Here is a 21,021-nt window from a genome sequence, read left to right on the forward strand (position 1 = left end):
CACTGGAGTCAGGTCACATTTCCTGACGTTTAATATTTCCTGCGCCTGGCGTGCGTATGGACGGATGCCATACGCAATCCATACCTGGACCAGACTACTCCGCCGCCACGGCCTCGGTCTGGCTGAGGTAGCCCAGGATTGCCTCGGCCGCCTCACGCCCGTCGCGGATTGCCCAGACCACCAAGCTGGCACCGCGGACGATGTCGCCAGCCGCATAGACGCCCGGCAGGTTGGTCTCATGCGTGCGGAAATCGGCCTTGATCGTGCCCCAGCGGGTCACCTTCAGCTCTGGCACGCCCCAAAGCGTCGGAAGGTCCTCGGGTTCAAATCCAAGGGCCTGGATCACCAGGTCGGCAGGTTCGACGTAGTCCGCGCCTTCGATGATCTCGGGCGTCTGCCGACCCGTCGCGTCGGGGGCTCCCAGGCGCATCTTCTGCACCATCACGCCATCGACCTCGGTCCCGCCGGTAAACCCCTTGGGCGCAGAAAGCCACACGAATTCAACGCCTTCCTCTTCCGCGTTCTGCACTTCGCGCTGCGACCCCGGCATGTTCGCCCGGTCACGCCTGTAAAGACACTTGACCGACAAAGCACCCTGCCGGATCGCCGTCCGCACGCAGTCCATCGCCGTATCGCCGCCGCCGATCACCACCACGCGCTTGCCGCTGGCGTTCAACTCGCCGCTCTCGTACTCGGGCACGTCGTCGCCAAAACCCTTCCGGTTCGACACCGTCAGATAGTCCAGCGCCTTCACGATGCCCCGCGCCCCGACGCCCGGGGCCTCGATGTCCCGCGCCTTGTAGACGCCCGTCGCGATCAGCACCGCATCATGCTGGCCCCGGATCGCGTCAAAGGTGATGTCCTCGCCCACATTGCAGTTCAGGACGAAGTTGACGCCCCCGTCCGCCAGCTGGGCGTTGCGGCGTTCGACCACGTCCTTCTCCAGTTTGAAGCCGGGGATGCCATAGGTCATCAGCCCGCCCGAACGGTCGTAGCGGTCATAGACCGTGACCTGCACACCCTGCCGCCGCAGCATGTCCGCCGCCGCCAGACCCCCCGGCCCCGCACCGATGATGCCAACGGATTCAGTCCGTTCCGCATGGGGACGGATCGGCTTGACCCAGCCTTCCTCCCAGGCGGTGTCGGTGATGTATTTCTCGACCGACCCGATGGTCACCGTGCCATGACCCGACTGCTCGATCACGCAGTTGCCTTCGCAAAGCCGGTCCTGCGGACAGATACGGCCGCAGATCTCGGGGAAGGTGTTGGTGGCCTGGCTGATCTCGTAGGCCTCCTGCAACCGGCCCTCGGCAGTCAGCTTCAGCCAGTCGGGGATGTTGTTGTGCAGGGGGCAATGCGACTGGCAGTAGGGCACGCCGCACTGGCTGCAGCGGCTGGCCTGTTCGGCGGCCTTGCGATCCGCGTACTCGCGGTAAATCTCGTGGAAATCCTGCGCGCGCGAGGATGCATCACGTTTCTCGGGCATCTCTTTCCCGACGGTGACGAATTTGAGCATCTTCTGCGTGGCCATGACCTAGCGTCCCTTGCGACTTCTTCCGGGACCGACGGGATACAACCGTTCCGTGGACATGAAAAGTCAGCACCGCTTACCTATTTATCGGTTTTTCGCAAGATGAGGCAGAAGCTCTGACATTTTTATGGCAAATTAGGTCAGTATGGTTTCCGAACTGAATCAGTAGCCCAGCAAAAGCGCCGTCAAAGCGACTGATCCAACTATGATTCGCCACCACCCGAACAGTGCATAGCCATGCTTGCCGATGAAGTTCAGCACCCAGCGGACGACAATAGCCGCGGTAAGAAAGGCGACTGCGAAGCCGACCGCAATGTCCCACATCGCTGCAAAGTCCAGGACATCGCGGTTCTGGTACAGGTCATAGACCACCGCTGCGCCCATCGTCGGCAGGCTGAGCAGGAACGAGAATTCCGCCGCCGCCCGCTTCTCAACCCCCATCAGAAGGGCCCCGACGATCGTCGCCCCGGACCGCGAGACGCCGGGAACAAGCGCCAGGGTCTGACAGAACCCGATGATCAGCGACTTTCCGAACGGCAAGTCAAGCGCGTCATGGTGGACCGGCACAGGCGCGATGCGGTCGATCACCAGAAGGACAAAGCCGCCCAGGATCAGCACGATGGCGATCAGCATCGGGGACTCGAACAGCACCGACTTCACGAACCCATGCGCCAGCACGCCGACCACGACGGCTGGCAGAAACGCCAGCAACAGCGATACAATCGAGCGCCGGGCTGCATCCTCATGGCGCGCCCGCAGCAGAAGGCGCAGGATCAGCGTCGCATAGACCGAAAACAGCGCCAGAATCGCGCCCAGCTGGATCACCACTTCGAACGTGCGCCCCGCAGAGTGAAAACCCAGGAAATGCCCGGCAAGCAGCAGGTGACCCGTCGAAGACACCGGCAGAAACTCGGTCAGTCCCTCCAGGAGACCCAGGAAGGCAGCGGTCAGCGTGTTGTCCACACCTCAGACTTTCTTGAGGTTCTTGGCCGAATCCTTGATCGCCGCGTATTGGCCGGACGGGCGATAGCGCCAAAGATACTCGGGCAGGACGGCCTCCATCGCAGTGGGGGTGATCCCCAGGTCGGCAAACCCGCGCGCGGTGGGCGAGACCACGTTGTCACGGGCCAGGTTGCGCACCTGGTCGCGCGTGATCATCTTGTTCTCGATCAGGCCCAGCGTCACCGCCTGCAGCATGTCGAACCCGAAACCCATGATACGGGCCACGAAGAACGGCATGTTGACCACGGCGCGACGGCGCTGGATCACCTTTAGCATCCGGCCCATCAGACCGCGGAAGGTATCAACCTCCGGCCCGCCAAGCTCGTAGACACCCGGAGCCGCCCCGCCGTTCACCGCCGCGACCGCAGCCTGTGCCACGTCGTCGACATAGACCGGCTGAAACCGCGTGTTCGCCCCCACGACCGGCAGGATCGGCCCCATGCGGGTCATCGCGGCAAAACGGTTGAAGAACTGATCCTCGGTCCCGAAGATGATCGACGGGCGCAGGATCACCGCTGTAGGGAACGCCGCCAGAACCGCCGCCTCGCCCTCGCCCTTGGTGCGGGCATAGGCGCTGTCGGACAGCGCGTCAGCCCCGATCGCCGAGATCTGCACCAGTTGCCCGACGCCCATGTCCGCAGCAATCCGGGCCACCCGGCCCGCACCCTGGGCCTGGACCGCGTCGAAGGTGTTGGCGCCGACGCCGTTCAGGACGCCGACGCAGTTCACTACCGCATCCGCGCCCCGGATCACGGCCCGCACGCTGGCATCGTCGCGGATGTTGCAGGCCACGGGCTCGACCTGGCCGGGCACGCCGTAGGGCCGTACGAAAAGCGCCTCGTTGGGGCGGCGGACTGCAACACGCACCCGCCAACCCTCTTTCGCCAGCCGACGGGCAATGTAGCGGCCGACAAAGCCCGACCCGCCGATGATGGTGACCAGCTTGCTCATGCGCGCACTCCTTCACGGGCACCTGAAAGGCACCGGAAACTGGGCCGATCATTAGCCGCGCCGCCCCCGACGGGCAAGGCCAAAGCGGCGGCAAGAAATTTGCGCGAGGGGCCGTTGACTCTGTCAAACCGGGCCGTTACATCGCCCATCAGTGCCCAGATGGCGGAATTGGTAGACGCACTGGTTTCAGGTACCAGCGCTGCAAGGCGTGGAGGTTCGAGTCCTCTTCTGGGCACCATTACATACCAGAAAAACCCTGCAATCGGTTCCGATTGCAGGGTTTTTGTTTTCCAGGGGCCACCCGCACCAGAAAGCCGGGCCGTTCACGCCACCCGCAGGCCCTGGGCCCAGACCCCGCGCAGTGCGCCAGCGGTGCCAATCCTTGCCACCCGCACCAGATCGGCCCGCGCCCCGAGCTCGACCTTGCCACGGTCGGACAGACCGACGGCCCTGGCAGGCGCCGATGTCACGGTCGCGACCCCTCGGGCAATGTCGCCCCAAAGATCCCCAAGCATCAGTGCCGCCGACAACAGCGACGACGGGACATAGTCCGAGGAGATGATGTCCAGCAGCTCGGCCCGGGCAAGGTCAGAGGCCGCGACGTTGCCAGAATGGCTGCCACCCCGGATCAGGTTGGGCGCGCCCATCATCACCTTGATGCCGTGGTCGTTGCAGGCCTGAGCTGCTTCGACCGTGGTCGGGAACTCGGCGAAATGCGCGCCGTGTTCGGCGGACCGTTCAACGTGGCCGACTTCGGTGTCGTCATGGCTGGCCAGCACCGCGCCATAGCGGCGGGCTGCGGCGACGGCGGCGGCCTCATGTGCCGCACCGTGCCGCGCCGACAAGTCCTTTTGCACCGCGATATGCGTCTCGAACTCGGCCTCGCTCATGCCGTGCTTGCCCATGACGTATTTGCGCAGTTGCGTCATGTCGCGGAACTGCCGCTCTCCGGGGGTGTGGTCCATCAGGCTGACGATCCCGATCCGGTCCTCGGGGCCGAACTTGTCCAGCTCCTCGACGAGGGTTTCCGAACAGACCTCGGCCCGAAGATGCAGGAAGTGGCTGATCTTCAGCGCGCCCTGGTCGCGTAGGCCCAGGATCTCGTCCGCCAGCGCCCGGGCATATTCGCCGTAGTTCGCCTTGGCATTCGACACCACGGACCCGACGCGCAGCGCATCGAACACCGTGGTTATCCCGACACTGGCCAGTTCCGCATCATGCGCGATGATCGCGGCGGCGTGGGGCCAGTCGACCTTGGGGCGCGGCTCAATATGGCGCTCCAGGTTGTCGGTGTGCAACTCGATCAGACCTGGCATCACCAGATCGCCGCCGCAATCTTCGGCACCCAGGGGCACAACACGGCCCTCCGAGATGTCGCCGATCTTGCCGTCGACCATACGCACGGTCCCGCGCAGGGTCTCGCCTGGCAGAACCAGGGTTGCGTTGGCAAGGATGGTCTCGCGTGTCATGTCGTCCTCGATTGTCTTGCGGCCCGCTGTGCGGTGGCCTCTGGTGACATCGTCCCGTCACACCAATGTGACAAAACCTCGGTACCCCGGCGCGCATGGACCAGATCGCCCGCTACGCTGTCTACTACGCTCCGCGTGAGGGGGCCTTTGCCTTTCGCGCGAACGAATGGCTGGGCCGCGACCCCGCCAACGGCAACAACCTGCCGCAGCCCGTGCTGGCAGGGATCGGCGACCCGCATGGCATTACGGCCGAGCCTCGCCGCTATGGCTTCCACGGCACAATCCGCGCGCCGTTCCGTCTGGCCGACGGAGTGACGGATGCTGCGGTTCGGGACTGCCTGGCCAAGCTTGCTGCCAGCCTGGCGCCGGTTGTGTGCGAAGGGCTGCAAGCCGAGACCCTGCATGGCTTCGTCGCGCTGACACCACTTGGCTGTGAGGCGGCGCTGCTCAACCTTGGCGCCGCAGTGGTTGAAGCCACCAATCCCCTGCGCGCCGCCCTGACCGAGGCCGAGACCGCCCGCCGCCGCCCCGATCAGCTGTCCTTGCGCCAGCGTGAATTGCTGCACCGCTGGGGCTATCCGCATGTGATGGAGGAGTTCCGCTTCCACCTGACCCTGACCGACCGGCTGGACAAGCCCGATCCGGTCCGCGCCGCGCTGGAGGACTTCTTCGCCCCGGTCCTTCCGCGCCCCTTCGTGATCGAGGACCTGTGTCTTTTCGGCGAAGACCTGGCCGGCCGCTTTCACCTGTTGCACCGCTACGCCCTCACCGGCTGAAGCGCCGCCAGAAGGCGGGCGGTGCCGATCTCGGGCGCAGCGTCGTTCACCACGGTCTGGAAGGCGATCCCCTCGGGCATCTCGAACGCGGCACGGGACAGGCGGGCGCGGATGTCTTCGGCCGTCTCGCGGCCTCGTGCGGCAAGGCGGGCGGCCAGGACGATATCGGGCGCGGTGACGAGGATCACCCGCAGGCCGGGAAAGACCGTTGCCGCCACAGGCAGGGCTGCGCGACTGCCGTTGAAGATCACGTCGCCGGGGGTGGTGACCTGGGCTTTCGGGATACCATATGACAACCCGTGCGCCGTCCAGGTCAGGGCGAAATCGCCGCGCGCCTGCCGGAGGGCAAAGTCTTCAGGGGTGACGCCTTCGAAGTCCTCGCCCCCGGCCTCGGTCGGGCGGGTGATGACCCGGCGGACCAGGCGCAGGTCAGGACGGACGGCCAGCACCCCCCGGATGAGCGTGTCTTTCCCGGCGCCCGAAGGCCCGACGATGGCGAAGATCATGCCGCAAGCCTTGGCGTGAAGCCGGTCACATCGACCAGCCGGTCGCAGACCCGCGCCCGCGCGCCTTCGTCGTGGAATATCCCCAGGATCGCCGCACCGCGTGCCTTGGCTTCCTCGATAAGGGTCAGCACGACCTCTCGGTTGGCCGCGTCAAGGCTGGCAGTGGGTTCGTCCAGAAGCAGCGCCGGATAGGTGTGGGCGAAGCCGCGCGCGATGTTCACCCGCTGCTGCTCGCCCCCCGAAAAGGTGGTGGGCGACAGGGACCATAGCCGTTCCGGGATGTTCAGGCGCCGCAATAGGCTGGCGGCGCGATCCCGCGCATCTTCTGCAGGGGTGCCAAGCGCCAGAAGCGGCTCGGCAACCACATCCAGCGTCGGCACGCGGGGCACGACACGCAGGAACTGGCTGACGTAGCCAAGGGTGTGACGACGCAGCGCGATGATCTGACGAGGCTCGGCAGTGGCCACGTCAAGGTCGCCCACGATCAGACGCCCCCCGGCGGTCAGGTAGTTGCCATAGACCATCCGCATCAGCGTGGATTTACCTGCGCCGGACTGGCCGGTCAGGCCGACACATTCGCCGGGGGCGACGGTCAGGGAGGCCCCCGCCATGACCGGGATCACCGCGCTGCCCTGATTGTGCAGGGTGAAGGACTTGGACAAGCTCTCGATGCGGATCATGGGGTTATGCCTGAAGGACAGAGGAGACGAGAAGCTGGGTATAGGCGTGCTGCGGGTCGTCCAGCACCTGATCGGTCAGGCCCTGTTCCACGACGCGACCGGATTTCATCACCATCAGGCGGTGGGCCAGCAGGCGGACGACGGCAAGGTCATGGGTGACGATGATGACGCTGAGACCCAGGTCCCGCACCAGCCCGCGCAGCAGGTCCAGAAGCCGCGCCTGCACGCTGACATCAAGGCCTCCGGTCGGCTCGTCCATGAAGACCAGCCGCGGTCCGGTCACCAGGTTCCGCGCGATCTGCAACCGCTGCTGCATCCCGCCCGAAAAGGCCGAGGGCCGGTCGTCTACCCGGTCCACCGCAATCTCGACCCGGCCCAGCCAGTCCACCGCCTTGCCCCGGATCTGGCCGTAGTGCCGCGCGCCGACGGCCATCAGCCGCTCGCCCACGTTGCCGCCCGCGCTGACGCCCATCCGCAACCCATCGCGCGGGTTCTGATGCACATAGGCCCAGTCGGTGCGGGAAAGCCGCCGCCGTTCCGTCTCGGACATCGCCAGCACGTCGCGGCCGTCATAGCTGATCCGTCCCAGGTCCGCGCGCTGGTGGCCCGCCAGACAGGACAGCAGCGTCGATTTGCCCGAGCCGCTTTCGCCGACGATCCCCAGAACCTCTCCCGGGTAGAGGTCGAAGGTTACATCCGCACAGCCGATGCGGGGACCGTAGCGTTTCGTCAACCCATCGACCCTCAGCAACGGCTGGTCGGTCGCCACAAGCTTTTCCATCACGGTCATGCCACGCCCTCCGGCTCGGGCGCCCAGAGCCGCCCCTTCATGCCCCGCGCCCGTCGACCGGCGCAGAAATCGGTGTCCGAGCAGACGTACATCCGCCCACCCGCATCGTCGGTGATCACCTCGTCCAGGTAGCTGTCCTTGGCCCCGCAAAGGTCGCAGTCATGCGGCGCTTTCGAGGTCTCGAACGGATGGTCGTCGAAATCCAGGCTTACCGCCTTCGTCCAGGGCGGCAGCGCGTAGATCCGCTGCTCACGCCCGGCACCGAACAACTGGATCGCCGGGTTGCCCGCAAGCTTCGGGTTGTCGAACTTGGGGATCGGCGAGGGGTCCATCACATAGCGCCCTTCGACCTTGACCGGATAGGCGTAGGACGTCGCGATCTGGCCGTGCCGGGCGATGTCCTCATAGAGCTTCACATGCATCAGCCCGTATTCTTCCAGCTCATGCATCTTCCGAGTCTCGGTCTCGCGCGGTTCCAGGAAACGCAGGGGTTCGGGGATCGGGACCTGGTAGACGAGGATCTGGCCCGCAGTCAGAGGCACCTCCGGGATGCGGTGACGGGTCTGGATCACGGTCGCCTCGCTGGTCGCCTCGGTGACAGCCACCCCGGCGGTGCGCTGGAAGAAGCGGCGGATGCTGACGGCGTTCGTCGTGTCGTCCGCCCCTTGGTCGATGACCTTCAGCCGATCCTCGGGCACCAGACAGGCTGCCGTCACCTGCACCCCGCCCGTGCCCCAGCCGTATGGCATCGGCATCTCGCGGCTGGCGAAGGGGACCTGATAGCCCGGCACCGCGATCCCCTTCAGGATCGCGCGGCGGATCATCCGCTTGGTCTGTTCGTCGAGGTAGGCGAAGTTGTAGGCCTCCGCCTGGGAACCAGCGTCAAGCATGGGAATTGCCCCCGAAAGGAGTGTGCATCATGGACATCTCGACCATCGCCTGGATGTGTGTCGGAATCGCGATTCTGGGCTTCGCGCCCCTGTGGTGGCGGTAGGTCATTCCGCCGCCTCCTGCAGCGCCATCGCCTCGGCGCGCAGCTTGCGGACCAGTTCCAGCTCGGCCTGGAAATCGACGTAATGCGGCAGCTTGATGTGTTCGAGGAACCCGGTGGCCTGGATGTTGTCGCAGTGCATCAAGACAAATTCCTCGTCCTGTGCGGGGGCGCCGGTGAAGTCTTCGCCCAGCTCCTGCCAGCGCAGGGCGCGGTCGACGAGGCTCATCGCGATGGCCTTGCGTTCGGATTGGCCCATGACCAGGCCATAGCCGCGGGTGAACTGCGGGGGTTCGGTTTTCGAGCCCTTGAACTGGTTCACCGTTTCACATTCGGTCAGCTCGATCTCGCCGATCTCGACGGCGAAACCCAGCTCGGGGATGTCCACCTCGACCGCCACGGTGCCGATGCGCAATTCGCCGACAAAGGCATGGGTCCGGCCGTAGCCGCGCTGAGTGGAGTAGGCCATCGAGAGAACAAAGCCTTCGTCGCCGCGGGTCAGGGCCTGCAGGCGCAGGGTCCGGTCGGCGGGCAGTTCCATCGGCTCGCGCGTCAGGTCGGGGGGCGTGGCGTCGCCTGGTTCGGCGACCTCGATCAGCCCGTCGCGGTTCAGGAAGCTGGTGACATGCGGGACGCGGGATTCCCCCTCACCCCGGCCCTCTTCCCCCGAAGGAGAGGGAGTGTCCGGCGTTTTGCCCTCGGCCATCAGGGTGAAGTCCAGAAGTCGGTGGGTGTAGTCGAAGGTCGGCCCCAGCACCTGCCCGCCCGGCAGATCCTTGAAGGTGGCCGAGATGCGCCGATCCACCGCCATCGCGCCGGTATCCACGGGGTTCGAAGCGGCAAGGCGCGGCAGTGTGGTGCGGTAGGCCCGGATCAGGAATACGGCCTCGATCAGGTCGCCGCGCGCCTGTTTGATCGCCAACGCGGCCAGGTCAGGGTCATAAAGCGAGCCCTCGGCCATCACACGGTTGACTGCCAGTGCCATCTGCTCGCGGATTTGCGTAATCGTGAGCTCCGGGACCGACAGGTCACCCCGCCGCTCTTCTGCAAGCCACTGGTGCGCGTTGTCGATGGCGCGCTCGCCACCCTTGACGGCCACATACATCAGATCGCCTCCACGCGGGTAGACCGGGGCAGGCCGGCGATCTGGTCGCCGGCGGTGAAAAGCGTATCGAACCCAAGCGGGAATAGCGCCCGATTGGCGCGGAAGGCTGCGGTTTCGGGCAGATTGAGCCAGGTTGCCGTCTCGATCCCCGGGCCCGTCAGCGCGGGGCCGTGGGGCGAAAGCCGGTCACATTCTACGATCAGCGTGGCGGAGCGGTCTGGATAGTCGGGCTGGCCGATGCGGAAGCGGCTTACGGGGTGCAGGGCGTCCCAGGTGCCGACCGCAAAGTCGGCGTCCTCGGCAGCGGCAAGCGGCGCGCCGATGTGGAAGGCAACCCAGTCCCGGACGCCTGCGCAGTCGGCGCGACCGGCCAGATGCAGCCGCGTCGTCGGGTCGGTCAGGACCAGAAGCGCCACGCCCGCTGCGGTGGATAGCGGTGCAGGGGGCTGCGCTCCGGCTACGCGGCGGATCGTTCCAGGGCGTGCCAGCGCCTCAAGTATCTCGCGGAAAGCGCGGGCGGACTGAAGCGGGGCCTCGGTGAAGCCGCCCAGAAGAGCGTCGGATGCGGCAATCATTTGTCCTCTCCGCGAACCAGGGTGAAGAAGTCGACCTTTGTGCCTGCGGCCTTGTCGGCGCGGCTTGCGCGTGCCGCCTGCGCCTCGGCTTCAAGCGGCTTCAGGACGCGGGACGTCAGGTCGTTTGCCGCGTCGGTCTGCATGAGCGCATCGATCGCAGCAGCCCGCAGCGCGTGGCCTTTGTCGCGGCCCTGCACCCAGGCGTGGCCAGCCTCCCCCGAGGCCAGACGCACCGACGCGCGGGTCACGGTCATCTCGCCAAGATTGAACGCAGCCCCCGTCGCGCCGACGCGGCCCCGCACCATGACTGCGCCAATCTCGGGCTGGCGCAGGACGGAATGAGGTGGAAGGTCAGGCAGCAGCGCGGCCAGCCGCACGGCCGGGGCCTTGGCCAGCATGGCCATCCAGGTCTTTCGGTCCAGAGGTGAAGCGTCGGTCATTTTCATCTCGACAGGTTTAGGGGGTTGTCTATCTATCTATACAACTATACAAATCATAGCTGACGGGCGGCACGAGGCCAACCAGAGAGTTGTGAATTTTTAGTGACAGGATAAGCTCTTGAAGGAAGCCATCTGGTCCGCTATCGCGACCACCCTGACCAAAGAGATCACCGCCGGCCACTACCGACCCGGCGACCGCCTGCCAACCGAGGCAGCGCTTGCGGCCCGTTTCGGCGTGAACCGCCACACGGTCCGCCACGCACTTGCCGCACTGGCTGAACAGGGTCTAGTCCATTCCCGGCAAGGGGCGGGCGTCTTCGTGGCGCAGCGGCCGACCGACTATCCCTTGGGTCGTCGGGTGCGGTTCCACCAGAACGTGCTGGCCGCCGGGCAGGCCCCTTCGCGCCGGATCAGCAGAACCGAGACAAGGGCAAGCGATGCCGAAGAGGCCCGGGCGCTGCGGCTGAAGGCAGGCGATCCGGTGCAGGTGGTCGAGGGGGTCTCATTGGCAGATGGACAGCCGATCGCGGTGTTCCGGTCGATCTTTCCCGGGGGTCGGTTTCCCGACCTTCCGAACCTGGTCCGCGCGACGGGATCGATCACCCGGTCGCTCGCGGCCTCGGGCCTGACCGACTACACCCGAGCCGAAACCCGGCTGACGGCGCAGCTGGCAGACCCGGTGCTGGCACTGGCGTTGGCGGTGCGCCCCGGCGCGCCGGTCATGCGGACAGTGGCGGTGAACGTCGATCCGAAAGGGGTTCCGGTCGAACTGGGCACGACGTGGTTCGCGGGGGACCGGGTCACGCTGACGGTCGCAGATCAGCCCTGATACTTTTCCAGGAACGCCTCGGCCGTCAGCGACCGGAAGTCGAGGAGTGCGGCGCGGAGGCGGTCGTGGCTCCAGTCCCACCAGGCCAGCGCCATCAGGCGGTCCGCGATGCCCGGGGCGAACCGGGGACGGAGCGGTTGGGCCGGGATGCCGGCCATGATCATGTAGGGCGGCACATCCCTGGTGACGACCGCCCCCGAGGCGATGACGGCCCCGGCGCCGATGGTCACCTCGGGCTTCACGATGACGCCGTGGCCAAGCCAGGTGTCGGGACCGATCACGGTGCGGCGGCTGGCGCGGCGGGCCATGAATTCGGCGTCGTCCGGGATGTCGTCCCAGTAGTAGGAGGACCGGTAGAGGAAGTGATGCAGACTGGCGTTTGCCATCGGGTGATCGGTCGGCCCGATGCGGGTCATCGCGGCGATGTTGGCGAACTTGCCGACCGTGGTGTTGGCGATGTCCGACAGCCGGTCGCAGTAGGCGTAGGCCTCGAAGGTGGAGTTGAGGACGCGGGAGCCCTCGCCGACCTCGGTCCAGGGGGCGAAGGTGGAGTTCACGATCTGGCAGCCGGAGTGGATCACCGCGCCGTCGGGGGAGAGGCGTGGTCCACGCTGGGCGGATTGCTCCGATCCTGTAGACTCAAGGGGTTGGCTGTGGGCGTTCATGGTCGATTAACCTTGTTCCTGGTGGCAGCCCCTCACCGCGACCCTCTAACCATGGGCGAGAGGGGGCGCGGGTGGAGCCGTCAGCACCCGGTTTGCGGGCGTGTCGCCCTGCGTGGCTGCGGCGCCTCCGGCGGGGATATTTGGCCAAAGATGAAACGGCGGGCGAGGCAAGGGGATCAGGTCCCCTTGATCAGCTTGCGGCGGAGCCAGCCGGAGAGGCTGTCCATAGCCATGACCATCAGGACGATGAGAACCATGTAATAGGCGACTTCCTCCCAGTCCTTCTGGGTGATGATGGCCTGAGTCAGCAGAAGACCGATCCCGCCGCCGACGATGGCACCGATCACCGTTGCACTGCGGGTGTTGGATTCAAGGTAGTAGAGGATCTGGGACAAGAGGACCGGCGTGATCTGCGGGATCACCCCGAAGCGGGCGCGCTGGAGGCTGTTCGCGCCGGTGGACTGGATGCCTTCGACCTGTTTCTCGTCGATATTCTCCAGGGCTTCCGAGAAGGTCTTGCCGAAGGTGCCTGCGTCGGTGATCGCGATGGCGATCGCGCCGGTCATCGGGCCAGGGCCGAAGGCGCGGGACAGGATGATGGTCCAGATCAGCCCATCCACGCCGCGGATGAAGTCGAAGACCCGGCGCGCGGCAAAGCGCAGGGGGCCGAGCGGGTTGAAGTTCCGCGCGGCGAGGAAGCTGAGGGGCAGGGCCACCAGGGCTGCGGTCATCGTGCCAAGGAAGGCCATCAGGATCGTCTCGAAGATCGCCCAGGCCACGTCGCCATGCCGCCACATCTTGTTGGTCCAGAATTCGCCGACCATGTAGCCGAGGTTCGAGCGGCTGGGGTCGACGCGTTCGCCGGTCGTTGCCAGCGCGAGCAGGTTGCCGAAGGACTTGCCGTAGAACGGACTGTCGAGGGTGAAGAACCACAGCTCCCAGCCGGGTTCGTACTTGAAGGTCTCGACCTTGGAGCGGCTGTAGCTGAAGCGACCCGCGACGGTGGTGACCGAAACCTTGTTTTCGGCCACCGAGATCCAGTCCGGTATCGGTTCTGGTGCGGTCAGCACCGGCTTGCCGCCTTCGGGCCGGATGTCGATGGTGCCGTAACCGGGGACGACATAGCGCGCGCCCTGGTCGTCATAGGTGACAACGTGGCCCTGACCGAGGTCGATGGTGGTGACGGTGCCAGAGATCGTGACCCAGTCGGGCAGCATGCCGGCGGGATAGGTTCCCTTGTTTTCGCCCTCGATGGCGACGGTGATCTGGTCGGTGCGGTTGTCGCGGGTGACATGGGTCTTGTGCGACCAGAAATCGCCAAGAAGGATCGTGGCGTTGTCGAAGCGGGCGCGTTGGGCCAGGCCCGCAAGGTCAAAGCTGATCGCGGCGTAGACCAGGTAGGCGAGGATCGCTGCCGGGATCGCGAAGGCCAGGCGGCGTTTGGCGGCAAAGCTGGCGGTGACGGTGTCGGCGAGGCTTGGCGAAAGCGTTGCGGTCATGTCAGTGCCCCTTCACCAGCTTCTGGCGGTAGCGGTCCGATATCTGGTCGATCACCACGATGGTCACGAAGAGAAGAGCGAAGATCGCCACCACCTCGTCATAGCGGCCCTGGCCCCATTGCATCGCCAGTTTCAGGTCGTGGCCGATGCCGCCTTCGCCGACAAAGCCCAGGATTGCCGAGGCGCGGACGTTGATCTCGAACCGGAGAAGCGCATAGGACAGCCAGTTCGGCGCGACCTGCGGGATCACGCCCAGCCACATCCGCTGCGACCAGTTGGCGCCGACGGATTGCAGGCCCTCGATGGGTTTCAGGTCGGCGTTCTCGGCCACTTCGGAGAAAAGCTTGCCCAACGCGCCGCCGGTGTGCAGCGCGATGGCGATGACGGCGGGGACCGGGCCACCGCCGAGGATGTAGATCAGGACCAGCGCGATGACGATTTCCGGGATGGCGCGCAGCGCGTCCATCGTGCGGCGGAAGACGGGGATGAGGGCGGGCCAGCGCGCGAGGCCGCGGGTGGCCAGAAGCGAGAGCGACATCGCGGCCAGCCCGCCAAGTAGGGTGGCAACGGCGGCGATGTTCAGTGTCTCGATCAGGGCAGGGATGTGGTCCCAGAAGATCGCGGGCAGAAGCGCGCGCTTTACCCAGGCTTCGGACAGGACCTCGGAGGGAAAGGCGAAGACCTGGTGCAACCCGCTGAGAAAGCCGCCGGCGTTGCGCTCTTCGGCCAGGTTCCAGCCCGAGGCCATGAGGGCAACGAAGATGACGATCAGGATACCGCCATACATCCGCTTGCGGCGGACCATGTCGAGATAGGCTTCATTGCGGTTGGCCAGATCGGGGCGCTGGCCCTGTTCCGGTCCGAAGGCGATATCGACCATGAGATCATCCGAAAAGAAAAAGGCCGGACCCCGGGGAGCGCGGGGTCCGGCCGGAAGGAAGGCTTACATGCCTTCCTGAAGCTTGCGGGCGGCCAGGATGCCGTCATAGGCCGAATGTTCGACCGGGACGAAGTCCTTGGCGTCACCAGCGGCAACGGCATAGGCGCAGTCCTTGTCGGTTTCCCACAGGTCGGCGGTAAGCTGGGTCACCTTGTCCTTCACGTCCTGCGGCAGGGCCTTGCGGACGACCATCGGGCCTTCCGGGATCAGGGTCGAGCGCCAGATTTCGACAAGGTTCGACATGTCGACGAGACCTGCATCGGCGGCCTTGCGGAAGGCGCCCGAGTTGTAGCCGTCTTCCCAGTTGCCCAGGCCGTCAGCCCAGGACACGCCGGCCGCGAAGTCGCCGTTGGCAACGCCGACGATGGTCTGCTCATGGCCGCCGGACATCTTCACTTCGGCGAAGTAGTCTTCCAGCTTGCCATACTTGGCGGTCAGTTCCGCGCCGGGGACCAGATAGCCCGAGGTCGAGTTCGGGTCCGCGAAGGCGAAGACCTTGCCCTTGGCGTCGTCCATCGAGGTGATGCCGCTGTCTTGGCGGGTGAAGCCGATGGAATAGTAGCCGGTCGAACCGTCCAGGTTCTGCTTGGTCAGCTTGACTTCGACCGCTTCCGGGTTGGTCAGGTAGATCTTGGCATAGGACGAGGCGCCCAGCCAGGCATAGTCCAGCGTGCCGCCGAGCAGGCCCTGGATCACACCGTCATAGTCGGCGGGGGTGAATATCTTGACCGGAACACCAAGGGCTTCTTCCATCTTGGCGCGGAAGCACTCGTTCGAGGTCATGCGGTCCTGGGCGTTTTCACCGCCAAGGATGCCGATGTTGAATTCCTTGATATCCTGGGCAAGGGCCGAGGAGGCGAGGATCGCGGTCAGCGCGGTTGCAGTCAGCAGCTTTTGCATGGGTGCTCCATGAAGGTTGTGGCCTTTTGGGCCGGGAAGTATCGGAGGTTCACGACAGCATGAGGTCGGCGTAGGACCGGTCGGCTGCGGCGTCGGTGGGGATCGAGGTCGACGTGGCGTCCTCGTTGAAGCTGGCGTCGGCACCGTAGATCTCGCGCGCGACGCTGGTGGACAGCTGGTCGGGCGTGCCGTCAAAGACGATGCGGCCGTCACGCATGCCGATCACCCGGTCGCAGTAGCGCCGGGCGGTGTCGAGGGTGTGGAGGTTGGCGATGACCATGCGACCGTCCTCGACGTTGATGCGCTTCAGCGTGTCCATCACGACCTGGGCGTTCATCGGGTCGAGCGAGGCTATGGGTTCGTCCGCCAGGATGATCTTCGGGTCCTGCATCAGCGCCCGGGCGATGGCGACGCGTTGCTGCTGGCCGCCGGACAGCGCCTCGGCGCGTTTCGGGGCCTGTTCGCTGATGCCGAGGCGGTCGAGAATCTCCAGCGCCTTCAGGATATCGGCGCGGGGCCAGAGGTTGAACATGGTCTGCAGGGTGGACCGGCGGTTCAGGATGCCGTGCAGGACGTTCGAGGCGACGTCCATCCGGGGCACCAGGTTGAACTGCTGGAAGATCATCGCGCAGTGCGACTGCCAGGCGCGGGCTTCGGGCCCCTTCAGCGCCAGGACGTTGCGGCCATCGACCAGGATCTCGCCCGAGGTGGCGTCGAGAAGCCGGTTCATCATCCGCAGGAATGTGGATTTCCCGGCACCGGAACGGCCGATGATGCCGACGAAGGCGGGGCCGTTGATCTGGAAGCTGATGTTGTCGACGGCCGCCTTCTGGCCGAACATCCGCGTCACGCCCTGCACATCCAGCATCGCCGGCCCTCACCTTTGGTTGCGACGGTCCTAGCGGGCGGATGTGACAGGTTATCGAAGTCTGGATGAAGCTTGTGTGACGGGTCTTACCATTTGATGTGGCTGGGCCAGATGTAGGTCTCGTCCGGGTCCTTCAGGGCGGGGGCGGCCAGTGCCATGCAACGGCGGCGCAGGTCGGCGGCGACCTGATCGCGGTCAAGCTGCGCCAGCTCCAGGGCCGCGACGGGCGTTCCAAGGCGCAGCTCGACCGGCTGGCCGATGCGGCGGCGGGTCTCGTGGAAGATCAGCGCGACACGCAGGGGGTAAGAGGTGTGGCTGGCGATCTGAAAGAGGCGTGAGTTCTGGCCGGAGAAGTGCACCGGCAGGGTCGTCACACCGGGGATCGTCGCCAGCCGCCCGATGAAGGGGTGCCAGGGCGCATCCACCGCCCGCCCCTTAAGCGGCTTGTTGGCCGTCGCTACCCCGCCTGCCGGGAATACCGCCACCACCTTGCCTGCCGCCAGCAGAGCTGCCGCCTGCCGCCGGGTCTCGGCAGTCAGCCGCCGCGCTTCCGGCGTGCCGGAAAAATCGACGGGCAAAAGGTAGGGATCAACCTCGGGCACCCGGCAGAGCAGGCTGTTGGTCAGGATGCGCACGTTGCCGCGCAGCTGCATCCCCAGATGGCCGATGGTCAGCCCGTCCACCACCCCGAACGGATGGTTCGCCACCAGGAGAAGCCCACCTTGCGCCGGCACCGTCTCCAGATGCTGCGCCCCTTCGGTAATGCGGGGCTGGATGCGCAACTGGCGCAGGGCCGCCGAAAAGATCGGGACGCCGGGGGCGCGGTCGCTCCACGCCCAGTCCAGATAGAGGCGGCGCAGCTTTGGCTGGCCGGTCAGCGTCTCGACCGCGCGGATCAGGCTGCGGCGAAAGATCGACTGGCCGGAGTGGGAATAGGTGAAGTCGACTTGCGGCGCGGCAGGCAGCGTGTCGAAGTTGGCAATCGCGTCGAACATCGGGGGCTCTCCTTAGAGGGCGGGTTCGGTTTGGGGGATGGCGGGCAGGGCAGAATAGCCGGGGCGTCCGGCGACCCAGGTGCGCATCGGGGCCGGGGTTTGGCCCTCGGGCCAATCGAGGAGCAGAAGGTCGGCGCGCTGGCCGGGGGCGATGCGGCCCCGGTCGGCAAGGCCCATCGCGCGGGCCGGGTTCAGCGACACGAGTTTCCACAGCGCGGGAAGCGGGGCAACGCGGTCGGCATGCAGCCGAACCATCGCGCCCAGCATCGCCGGGTAGAAGTAGTCGGAGGCCAGGATGTCGCACAGCCCGCGCGCGATCATCTGGGCTGCCCCGGGGCTGCCCAGATGACTTCCGCCACGCATGGCGTTCGGCGCACCAAGGACGATGGGGTCGCCTGCGTCCCGCGCCGAAAGGAAGACGCGGTCGTGCATCGGGAACTCTGCCACCGTCGCGCCAAGGTTCCGGTAGTAGCTGCGCGTTTCGGTCTGGCTGTCGTCGTGGGACAGCATCGGCACCTTATGCGACCGGGCCAGCGCCGCCATCCGGGCGATATGCGCCGGAACCTCGGCACGGCGGCTCCAGACCGAGGTCAGCAGCGCCACATACTCTTCCGGCGAAACCTGGGCGCGGCGGGCGTGGTCGGCCATCTTCTTCACAAAGCGCGGGGCATCTAAGGGCGTGACCGGATAGGGGTCGACCTGGTCGAAGGGCCTGTCCTGAACCGGAACATCGGGATGCAGCAGCATCGAGGTCGTGTGGTCGTTGAAGGCCAGCGCCGGGCGGTCGGCACTGGTCAGGGCATGGGCGATCAGCGGCTCGGCCTCGTGGCAGAAGGTCTCCCACCGCAGTTGCAGGCGGTTCTCGGCGGTCAGGCGCGGGCGCAGGCGTTCCAGCGCGCGGACGATCTGCCAGCCGGTATCGACGCTGCGCAGGCCCGGTTCCCAGGACAGGGTCAGGGCGTGGTAGGCGGTGGCGATGCCGTTCGCGGCAAGCTGGCGGTCGGTCTCCAAGAGAGCGGTTTCCACCGGGACCATCACACCGGGGCGCGGCATGACTTGCCGTTCGAAGGCGTCGCCGTGGATATCGACGAAGGCCGGGGCCAGGATACGACCGCAGGCCGGGATCACCGATGCCCCGTCGCGGGCGACGTCGATCCCGGTGATGCGTCCAGCCTCGATGCGGACCGACGCCGTCTCGATCCGGTCGTCCAGAATGACACGGGCGCCTTCGACCAGTTCGGCATTCATCCCAGACGCTCCGCCAGAAGATGCCAGTGCCACGAGCCGGGCTTTTCGTGCGGGCGGTCGAAGAGGGTGAAGACCTCGAAGCCCCACATCAGGGACAGAAGATCGGGCGCGGTGCAGAAGTAATGCGGGTGGATCTTGTCGCCTTCACCCTCGAACACCCAGGTGTGGCGGCTGATCTCACGGCCCTTGGCCTTTGCCTGTTCGACCGGCAGGCGGCGGGCGGACAGCATCGTCGCCATGAACGTGCCACCGGGGCGCAGGACGCGGGCGATCTCGGACAAGGTGCGGCGCACGACGGATTCGTCGCCGTGGTAGATGACGTTCCAGGCAAGGACGTGGTCGAAGCTGGCGGTCTCGAACGGCAGGTCGGTCATCGGCGCCTGCACGGCGTCCAGCGTCAGGTTGCGCGTGAAGGCGGCGGCGGCGACGGCGGCGGTCGCAGCCTCGGACGCGTCCAGCGCGGTGACCTGGTGGCCCGCTTCCGCGAAGGCCAGCGCATGCCGCCCGATCCCGGCGCCCAGGTCCAGGATGCGCGACCCCTGCGCCAGGGTGCTGGCGTGGTCGATGGCCCAGGGTTCCGGCATTGCCCAGGGGCTGGAGCCATCGGCCTTCTGCCACTCGGCGTTCCAATAGAGATGTGCGGTATCGGTAAGCATATGGTTCATATCAATTTCCTGCGAATCCAGCCCGAGCCTTGCTCGACAGCGACGACCAGGGCCAGCATGAGAAGGATGATCGCCAGCGCCTCGTCATAATTGAAAAGGTCGAAGGCAACCTTGAGGTCGACCCCGATGCCACCTGCCCCGACCAGGCCCAGGGCAGCAGAGCCACGCACGGATTTTTCCAGCGCGAAGAGCGAGGTAGCGGTGAAAGACGGCAGGCAGGCTGGGATCACGGCGGACCCGATGATGCCAAGGCGGCTGGCCCCGATGGCGCGCAGGGCGTCCTGCGGGCCGGGGTCGGTCTCCTCCATCGCTTCGGCAAAGAAACGACCGGCAAAGCCGATCTTGTCGACCATGATCGCCATGACCCCGGCAGCGGGCCCAAGGCCGACGATGATGATGAAGATGATCGCCCAGACAAGGTCGGGGACCGTGCGGAAAAGCGCGATGACCGCGCGGGCGGCGTGGCGAACCAGCGGGTGCGGGGACAGACGGTCAGTCGCCAGGATCGCGAAGGGGAGCGCCAGGATTAGGCCCAGGAAGCAGCCCGCGACCGCCATCTGCAACGTCTCCAGAAGCTTCCAGCTGATGGGCACGATCCGGGTGAAGTCCGGCGGGAACATCTGGGTCAACATGCCCGACGGCGCGAAAAGGCGGGCGATGCCACTGCCCAGCCGGTCAAGCGCGGGCGCGGTGGCGGCCAGCGAAGTGACGACCAGCGCCAGCACAGCCAGAAGGGCCGCGTATTCGACCAGGCTGCGATGCTGAAAGCGGGCAGGGGCAAAGGTGGTCATGCGGCCTCGGCGTGGTCGAAGAAGTGGCGCAGGCTGGACGGGGTCGCGCGGCTGGTGGGCTGGTCAAGCGCGATGCGCCCGTCGGCAAGGCCAAGGATGCGGTCGGAAAAGCGCAGCGTGTGTTCCAGCCGGTGCGAGATCACCAGAAGCGACAGGCCGTCGTCGCGCACCAGGTTCAGAAGCAGAGACATCACCTCTTCCCCGGTCTGCGGGTCCAGGCTGGCGTCAGGCTCGTCAGCCAGGATGAAGGCGGGGCGCTGCATCAGCATGCGGGCAATGGCGACACGCTGCTGCTGGCCGCCGGACAGGCTGTCGACGCGCACCAGCGCCCGGTCGGCCAGCCCGACACGCGCAAGGCAGGCCATCGCCTCGTCGCGAACCGGGGCCGGGGCGAGCGACTGCGCCCAGGCGCGGGGGCCGGACATCCGGGCCTGGACACCGTGGATCACGTTCGACAGGGCGGACAGGCGGGGGACAAGATTGTGCCGCTGCCAGACGATGCCCACCTCGGCCCGAAACTGGCGCAAGGCTCGGGGGGACAGGGCGGGCACCTCGCGGCCAAGCATGCGGATCTGGCCCGACGTCGGCTCGATCAGACGCACCAGGCAGCGCAGCAGGGTTGACTTGCCCGATCCGTTCGCGCCGATCAGCGCCGTGGCCTGGCCAGGCGCCAGCGCGAAATCGAGGCCCTGCAGGACCTTGCGGCCCGGAAAGTCCTTGGTCAGACCCGCAACGGCAAGGACCGGCTCTGCAATAGCAGAGCCGGTCAGCGTCCGGGCGGGTAGGACCGGAGCGTTCATGGCGA

Annotated in this window: 23 protein-coding genes and 1 tRNA gene; 3 read left to right on the forward strand and 21 right to left on the reverse strand. The window is 66.2% G+C overall.

Annotation, left to right across the window (positions count from 1 at the left end):
- Positions 1 to 94: 94 nt before the first annotated feature.
- The 3 genes from Q8M85_RS02090 to Q8M85_RS02100 all read right to left on the reverse strand — a co-directional run bounded on the left by Q8M85_RS02090 (position 95) and on the right by Q8M85_RS02100 (position 3,484).
- On the reverse strand, positions 95 to 1,531 hold the full coding sequence (locus tag Q8M85_RS02090) for an NAD(P)-dependent oxidoreductase (RefSeq protein ID WP_305539597.1): 1,437 nt from the start codon (positions 1,529 to 1,531) through the stop codon (positions 95 to 97).
- A gap of 162 nt (positions 1,532 to 1,693) precedes the next feature.
- A complete protein-coding gene (locus Q8M85_RS02095; protein ID WP_305539600.1) occupies positions 1,694 to 2,494 on the reverse strand; it encodes an undecaprenyl-diphosphate phosphatase in 801 nt (266 codons plus the stop codon).
- Positions 2,495 to 2,497: 3 nt separating this feature from the next.
- On the reverse strand, positions 2,498 to 3,484 hold the full coding sequence (locus tag Q8M85_RS02100) for a complex I NDUFA9 subunit family protein (RefSeq protein ID WP_305539603.1): 987 nt from the start codon (positions 3,482 to 3,484) through the stop codon (positions 2,498 to 2,500).
- A gap of 153 nt (positions 3,485 to 3,637) precedes the next feature.
- On the opposite strand from Q8M85_RS02100, the gene Q8M85_RS02105 reads away from it, so the two are divergent.
- Positions 3,638 to 3,722: transfer RNA gene (locus Q8M85_RS02105), tRNA-Leu, on the forward strand.
- A gap of 85 nt (positions 3,723 to 3,807) precedes the next feature.
- Here the strand turns inward: Q8M85_RS02105 and Q8M85_RS02110 are convergent.
- A complete protein-coding gene (locus Q8M85_RS02110; RefSeq protein ID WP_305539606.1) occupies positions 3,808 to 4,953 on the reverse strand; it encodes an alpha-D-ribose 1-methylphosphonate 5-triphosphate diphosphatase in 1,146 nt (381 codons plus the stop codon).
- Positions 4,954 to 5,048: 95 nt separating this feature from the next.
- Between Q8M85_RS02110 and Q8M85_RS02115 the strand changes: the two genes are divergently transcribed.
- Entirely contained in the window at positions 5,049 to 5,729 is a 681-nt protein-coding gene (locus Q8M85_RS02115; protein ID WP_305539608.1) for a DUF1045 domain-containing protein, read from the forward strand.
- On the opposite strand, the gene phnN is transcribed toward Q8M85_RS02115, so the two are convergent.
- The 7 genes from phnN to phnG all read right to left on the reverse strand — a co-directional run bounded on the left by phnN (position 5,711) and on the right by phnG (position 10,822).
- The gene (gene phnN / locus Q8M85_RS02120; RefSeq protein ID WP_305539611.1) at positions 5,711 to 6,235 is read right to left on the reverse strand and encodes a phosphonate metabolism protein/1,5-bisphosphokinase (PRPP-forming) PhnN; all 525 of its coding nucleotides are present in this window, start codon (positions 6,233 to 6,235) and stop codon (positions 5,711 to 5,713) included. The genes Q8M85_RS02115 and phnN overlap by 19 nt on opposite strands.
- Positions 6,232 to 6,915 carry a phosphonate C-P lyase system protein PhnL gene (gene phnL / locus Q8M85_RS02125; protein ID WP_305539613.1) on the reverse strand — a complete coding sequence of 228 codons (684 nt, stop codon included), beginning with the start codon at positions 6,913 to 6,915 and terminating at the stop codon, positions 6,232 to 6,234. Before phnL ends, phnN begins: the two co-directional genes overlap by 4 nt.
- A 4-nt stretch (positions 6,916 to 6,919) precedes the next feature.
- Positions 6,920 to 7,696, reverse strand: a complete 777-nt coding sequence (gene phnK / locus Q8M85_RS02130; protein WP_371135180.1) for a phosphonate C-P lyase system protein PhnK — start codon at positions 7,694 to 7,696, stop codon at positions 6,920 to 6,922.
- 5 nt (positions 7,697 to 7,701) lie between these two features.
- A complete protein-coding gene (locus Q8M85_RS02135; RefSeq protein ID WP_305539618.1) occupies positions 7,702 to 8,595 on the reverse strand; it encodes an alpha-D-ribose 1-methylphosphonate 5-phosphate C-P-lyase PhnJ in 894 nt (297 codons plus the stop codon).
- A gap of 105 nt (positions 8,596 to 8,700) precedes the next feature.
- Positions 8,701 to 9,801 (reverse strand): carbon-phosphorus lyase complex subunit PhnI, encoded by a 1,101-nt coding sequence (locus Q8M85_RS02140; RefSeq protein ID WP_305539621.1) that lies wholly within the window; start codon positions 9,799 to 9,801, stop codon positions 8,701 to 8,703.
- The gene (gene phnH / locus Q8M85_RS02145; protein WP_305539624.1) at positions 9,801 to 10,376 is read right to left on the reverse strand and encodes a phosphonate C-P lyase system protein PhnH; all 576 of its coding nucleotides are present in this window, start codon (positions 10,374 to 10,376) and stop codon (positions 9,801 to 9,803) included. Before phnH ends, Q8M85_RS02140 begins: the two co-directional genes overlap by 1 nt.
- Complete coding sequence (gene phnG / locus Q8M85_RS02150; RefSeq protein ID WP_371135177.1) at positions 10,373 to 10,822, reverse strand: phosphonate C-P lyase system protein PhnG; 450 nt, start codon at positions 10,820 to 10,822, stop codon at positions 10,373 to 10,375. Before phnG ends, phnH begins: the two co-directional genes overlap by 4 nt.
- A gap of 112 nt (positions 10,823 to 10,934) precedes the next feature.
- On the opposite strand from phnG, the gene phnF reads away from it, so the two are divergent.
- Positions 10,935 to 11,645 carry a phosphonate metabolism transcriptional regulator PhnF gene (phnF, locus tag Q8M85_RS02155; protein WP_305539630.1) on the forward strand — a complete coding sequence of 237 codons (711 nt, stop codon included), beginning with the start codon at positions 10,935 to 10,937 and terminating at the stop codon, positions 11,643 to 11,645.
- On the opposite strand, the gene Q8M85_RS02160 is transcribed toward phnF, so the two are convergent.
- The 10 genes from Q8M85_RS02160 to Q8M85_RS02205 form a co-directional block, all read right to left on the reverse strand.
- Positions 11,636 to 12,310 (reverse strand): chloramphenicol acetyltransferase, encoded by a 675-nt coding sequence (locus Q8M85_RS02160; RefSeq protein ID WP_305539633.1) that lies wholly within the window; start codon positions 12,308 to 12,310, stop codon positions 11,636 to 11,638. The two genes, phnF and Q8M85_RS02160, sit on opposite strands and share 10 nt — an antisense overlap.
- 176 nt (positions 12,311 to 12,486) lie before the next feature.
- Entirely contained in the window at positions 12,487 to 13,809 is a 1,323-nt protein-coding gene (phnE, locus tag Q8M85_RS02165) for a phosphonate ABC transporter, permease protein PhnE (protein ID WP_305539636.1), read from the reverse strand.
- A gap of 1 nt (position 13,810) precedes the next feature.
- A complete protein-coding gene (gene phnE, locus Q8M85_RS02170; RefSeq protein WP_305539639.1) occupies positions 13,811 to 14,689 on the reverse strand; it encodes a phosphonate ABC transporter, permease protein PhnE in 879 nt (292 codons plus the stop codon).
- Between the two features lie 63 nt (positions 14,690 to 14,752).
- A complete protein-coding gene (phnD, locus tag Q8M85_RS02175) occupies positions 14,753 to 15,649 on the reverse strand; it encodes a phosphonate ABC transporter substrate-binding protein (protein WP_305539642.1) in 897 nt (298 codons plus the stop codon).
- Between the two features lie 49 nt (positions 15,650 to 15,698).
- A complete protein-coding gene (gene phnC, locus Q8M85_RS02180) occupies positions 15,699 to 16,517 on the reverse strand; it encodes a phosphonate ABC transporter ATP-binding protein (protein ID WP_305539645.1) in 819 nt (272 codons plus the stop codon).
- 86 nt (positions 16,518 to 16,603) lie between these two features.
- A complete protein-coding gene (locus tag Q8M85_RS02185; RefSeq protein WP_305539648.1) occupies positions 16,604 to 17,512 on the reverse strand; it encodes a lysophospholipid acyltransferase family protein in 909 nt (302 codons plus the stop codon).
- Between the two features lie 12 nt (positions 17,513 to 17,524).
- Positions 17,525 to 18,760, reverse strand: coding sequence for an alpha-D-ribose 1-methylphosphonate 5-triphosphate diphosphatase (locus tag Q8M85_RS02190; RefSeq protein WP_305539651.1), 1,236 nt, complete (start codon positions 18,758 to 18,760; stop codon positions 17,525 to 17,527).
- Positions 18,757 to 19,425, reverse strand: coding sequence for a class I SAM-dependent methyltransferase (locus Q8M85_RS02195; protein ID WP_305539654.1), 669 nt, complete (start codon positions 19,423 to 19,425; stop codon positions 18,757 to 18,759). Before Q8M85_RS02195 ends, Q8M85_RS02190 begins: the two co-directional genes overlap by 4 nt.
- Complete coding sequence (gene phnE / locus Q8M85_RS02200) at positions 19,422 to 20,216, reverse strand: phosphonate ABC transporter, permease protein PhnE (RefSeq protein ID WP_305539657.1); 795 nt, start codon at positions 20,214 to 20,216, stop codon at positions 19,422 to 19,424. Before phnE (Q8M85_RS02200) ends, Q8M85_RS02195 begins: the two co-directional genes overlap by 4 nt.
- On the reverse strand, positions 20,213 to 21,016 hold the full coding sequence (locus tag Q8M85_RS02205) for a phosphonate ABC transporter ATP-binding protein (RefSeq protein ID WP_305539660.1): 804 nt from the start codon (positions 21,014 to 21,016) through the stop codon (positions 20,213 to 20,215). The genes phnE (Q8M85_RS02200) and Q8M85_RS02205 overlap by 4 nt, the downstream gene beginning before the upstream one ends.
- Positions 21,017 to 21,021: the final 5 nt, after the last annotated feature.

The sequence above is a fragment of the Tabrizicola sp. genome (genome assembly GCF_030694085.1).
Classification (GTDB): domain Bacteria; phylum Pseudomonadota; class Alphaproteobacteria; order Rhodobacterales; family Rhodobacteraceae; genus Tabrizicola.

Bases quoted from the DNA above. Each gene is read 5' to 3' on its own strand.
- Q8M85_RS02160 (WP_305539633.1), bottom strand. From the start codon at position 12,310: ATGAACGCCCACAGCCAACCCCTTGAGTCTACAGGATCGGAGCAATCC.
- Q8M85_RS02110 (WP_305539606.1), bottom strand. From the start codon at position 4,953: ATGACACGCGAGACCATCCTTGCCAACGCAACCCTGGTTCTGCCAGGC.
- phnE (WP_305539639.1), bottom strand. From the start codon at position 14,689: ATGGTCGATATCGCCTTCGGACCGGAACAGGGCCAGCGCCCCGATCTG.
- phnE (WP_305539657.1), bottom strand. From the start codon at position 20,216: ATGACCACCTTTGCCCCTGCCCGCTTTCAGCATCGCAGCCTGGTCGAA.
- Q8M85_RS02195 (WP_305539654.1), bottom strand. From the start codon at position 19,425: ATGAACCATATGCTTACCGATACCGCACATCTCTATTGGAACGCCGAG.
- phnG (WP_371135177.1), bottom strand. From the start codon at position 10,822: ATGAAAATGACCGACGCTTCACCTCTGGACCGAAAGACCTGGATGGCC.
- phnE (WP_305539636.1), bottom strand. From the start codon at position 13,809: ATGACCGCAACGCTTTCGCCAAGCCTCGCCGACACCGTCACCGCCAGC.
- Q8M85_RS02090 (WP_305539597.1), bottom strand. From the start codon at position 1,531: ATGGCCACGCAGAAGATGCTCAAATTCGTCACCGTCGGGAAAGAGATG.
- Q8M85_RS02135 (WP_305539618.1), bottom strand. From the start codon at position 8,595: ATGCTTGACGCTGGTTCCCAGGCGGAGGCCTACAACTTCGCCTACCTC.
- phnK (WP_371135180.1), bottom strand. From the start codon at position 7,696: ATGGAAAAGCTTGTGGCGACCGACCAGCCGTTGCTGAGGGTCGATGGG.
- phnD (WP_305539642.1), bottom strand. From the start codon at position 15,649: ATGCAAAAGCTGCTGACTGCAACCGCGCTGACCGCGATCCTCGCCTCC.
- Q8M85_RS02115 (WP_305539608.1), top strand. From the start codon at position 5,049: ATGGACCAGATCGCCCGCTACGCTGTCTACTACGCTCCGCGTGAGGGG.
- Q8M85_RS02190 (WP_305539651.1), bottom strand. From the start codon at position 18,760: ATGAATGCCGAACTGGTCGAAGGCGCCCGTGTCATTCTGGACGACCGG.
- Q8M85_RS02205 (WP_305539660.1), bottom strand. From the start codon at position 21,016: ATGAACGCTCCGGTCCTACCCGCCCGGACGCTGACCGGCTCTGCTATT.
- Q8M85_RS02185 (WP_305539648.1), bottom strand. From the start codon at position 17,512: ATGTTCGACGCGATTGCCAACTTCGACACGCTGCCTGCCGCGCCGCAA.
- phnC (WP_305539645.1), bottom strand. From the start codon at position 16,517: ATGCTGGATGTGCAGGGCGTGACGCGGATGTTCGGCCAGAAGGCGGCC.
- phnN (WP_305539611.1), bottom strand. From the start codon at position 6,235: ATGATCTTCGCCATCGTCGGGCCTTCGGGCGCCGGGAAAGACACGCTC.
- Q8M85_RS02100 (WP_305539603.1), bottom strand. From the start codon at position 3,484: ATGAGCAAGCTGGTCACCATCATCGGCGGGTCGGGCTTTGTCGGCCGC.
- phnH (WP_305539624.1), bottom strand. From the start codon at position 10,376: ATGATTGCCGCATCCGACGCTCTTCTGGGCGGCTTCACCGAGGCCCCG.
- Q8M85_RS02140 (WP_305539621.1), bottom strand. From the start codon at position 9,801: ATGTATGTGGCCGTCAAGGGTGGCGAGCGCGCCATCGACAACGCGCAC.
- phnL (WP_305539613.1), bottom strand. From the start codon at position 6,915: ATGATCCGCATCGAGAGCTTGTCCAAGTCCTTCACCCTGCACAATCAG.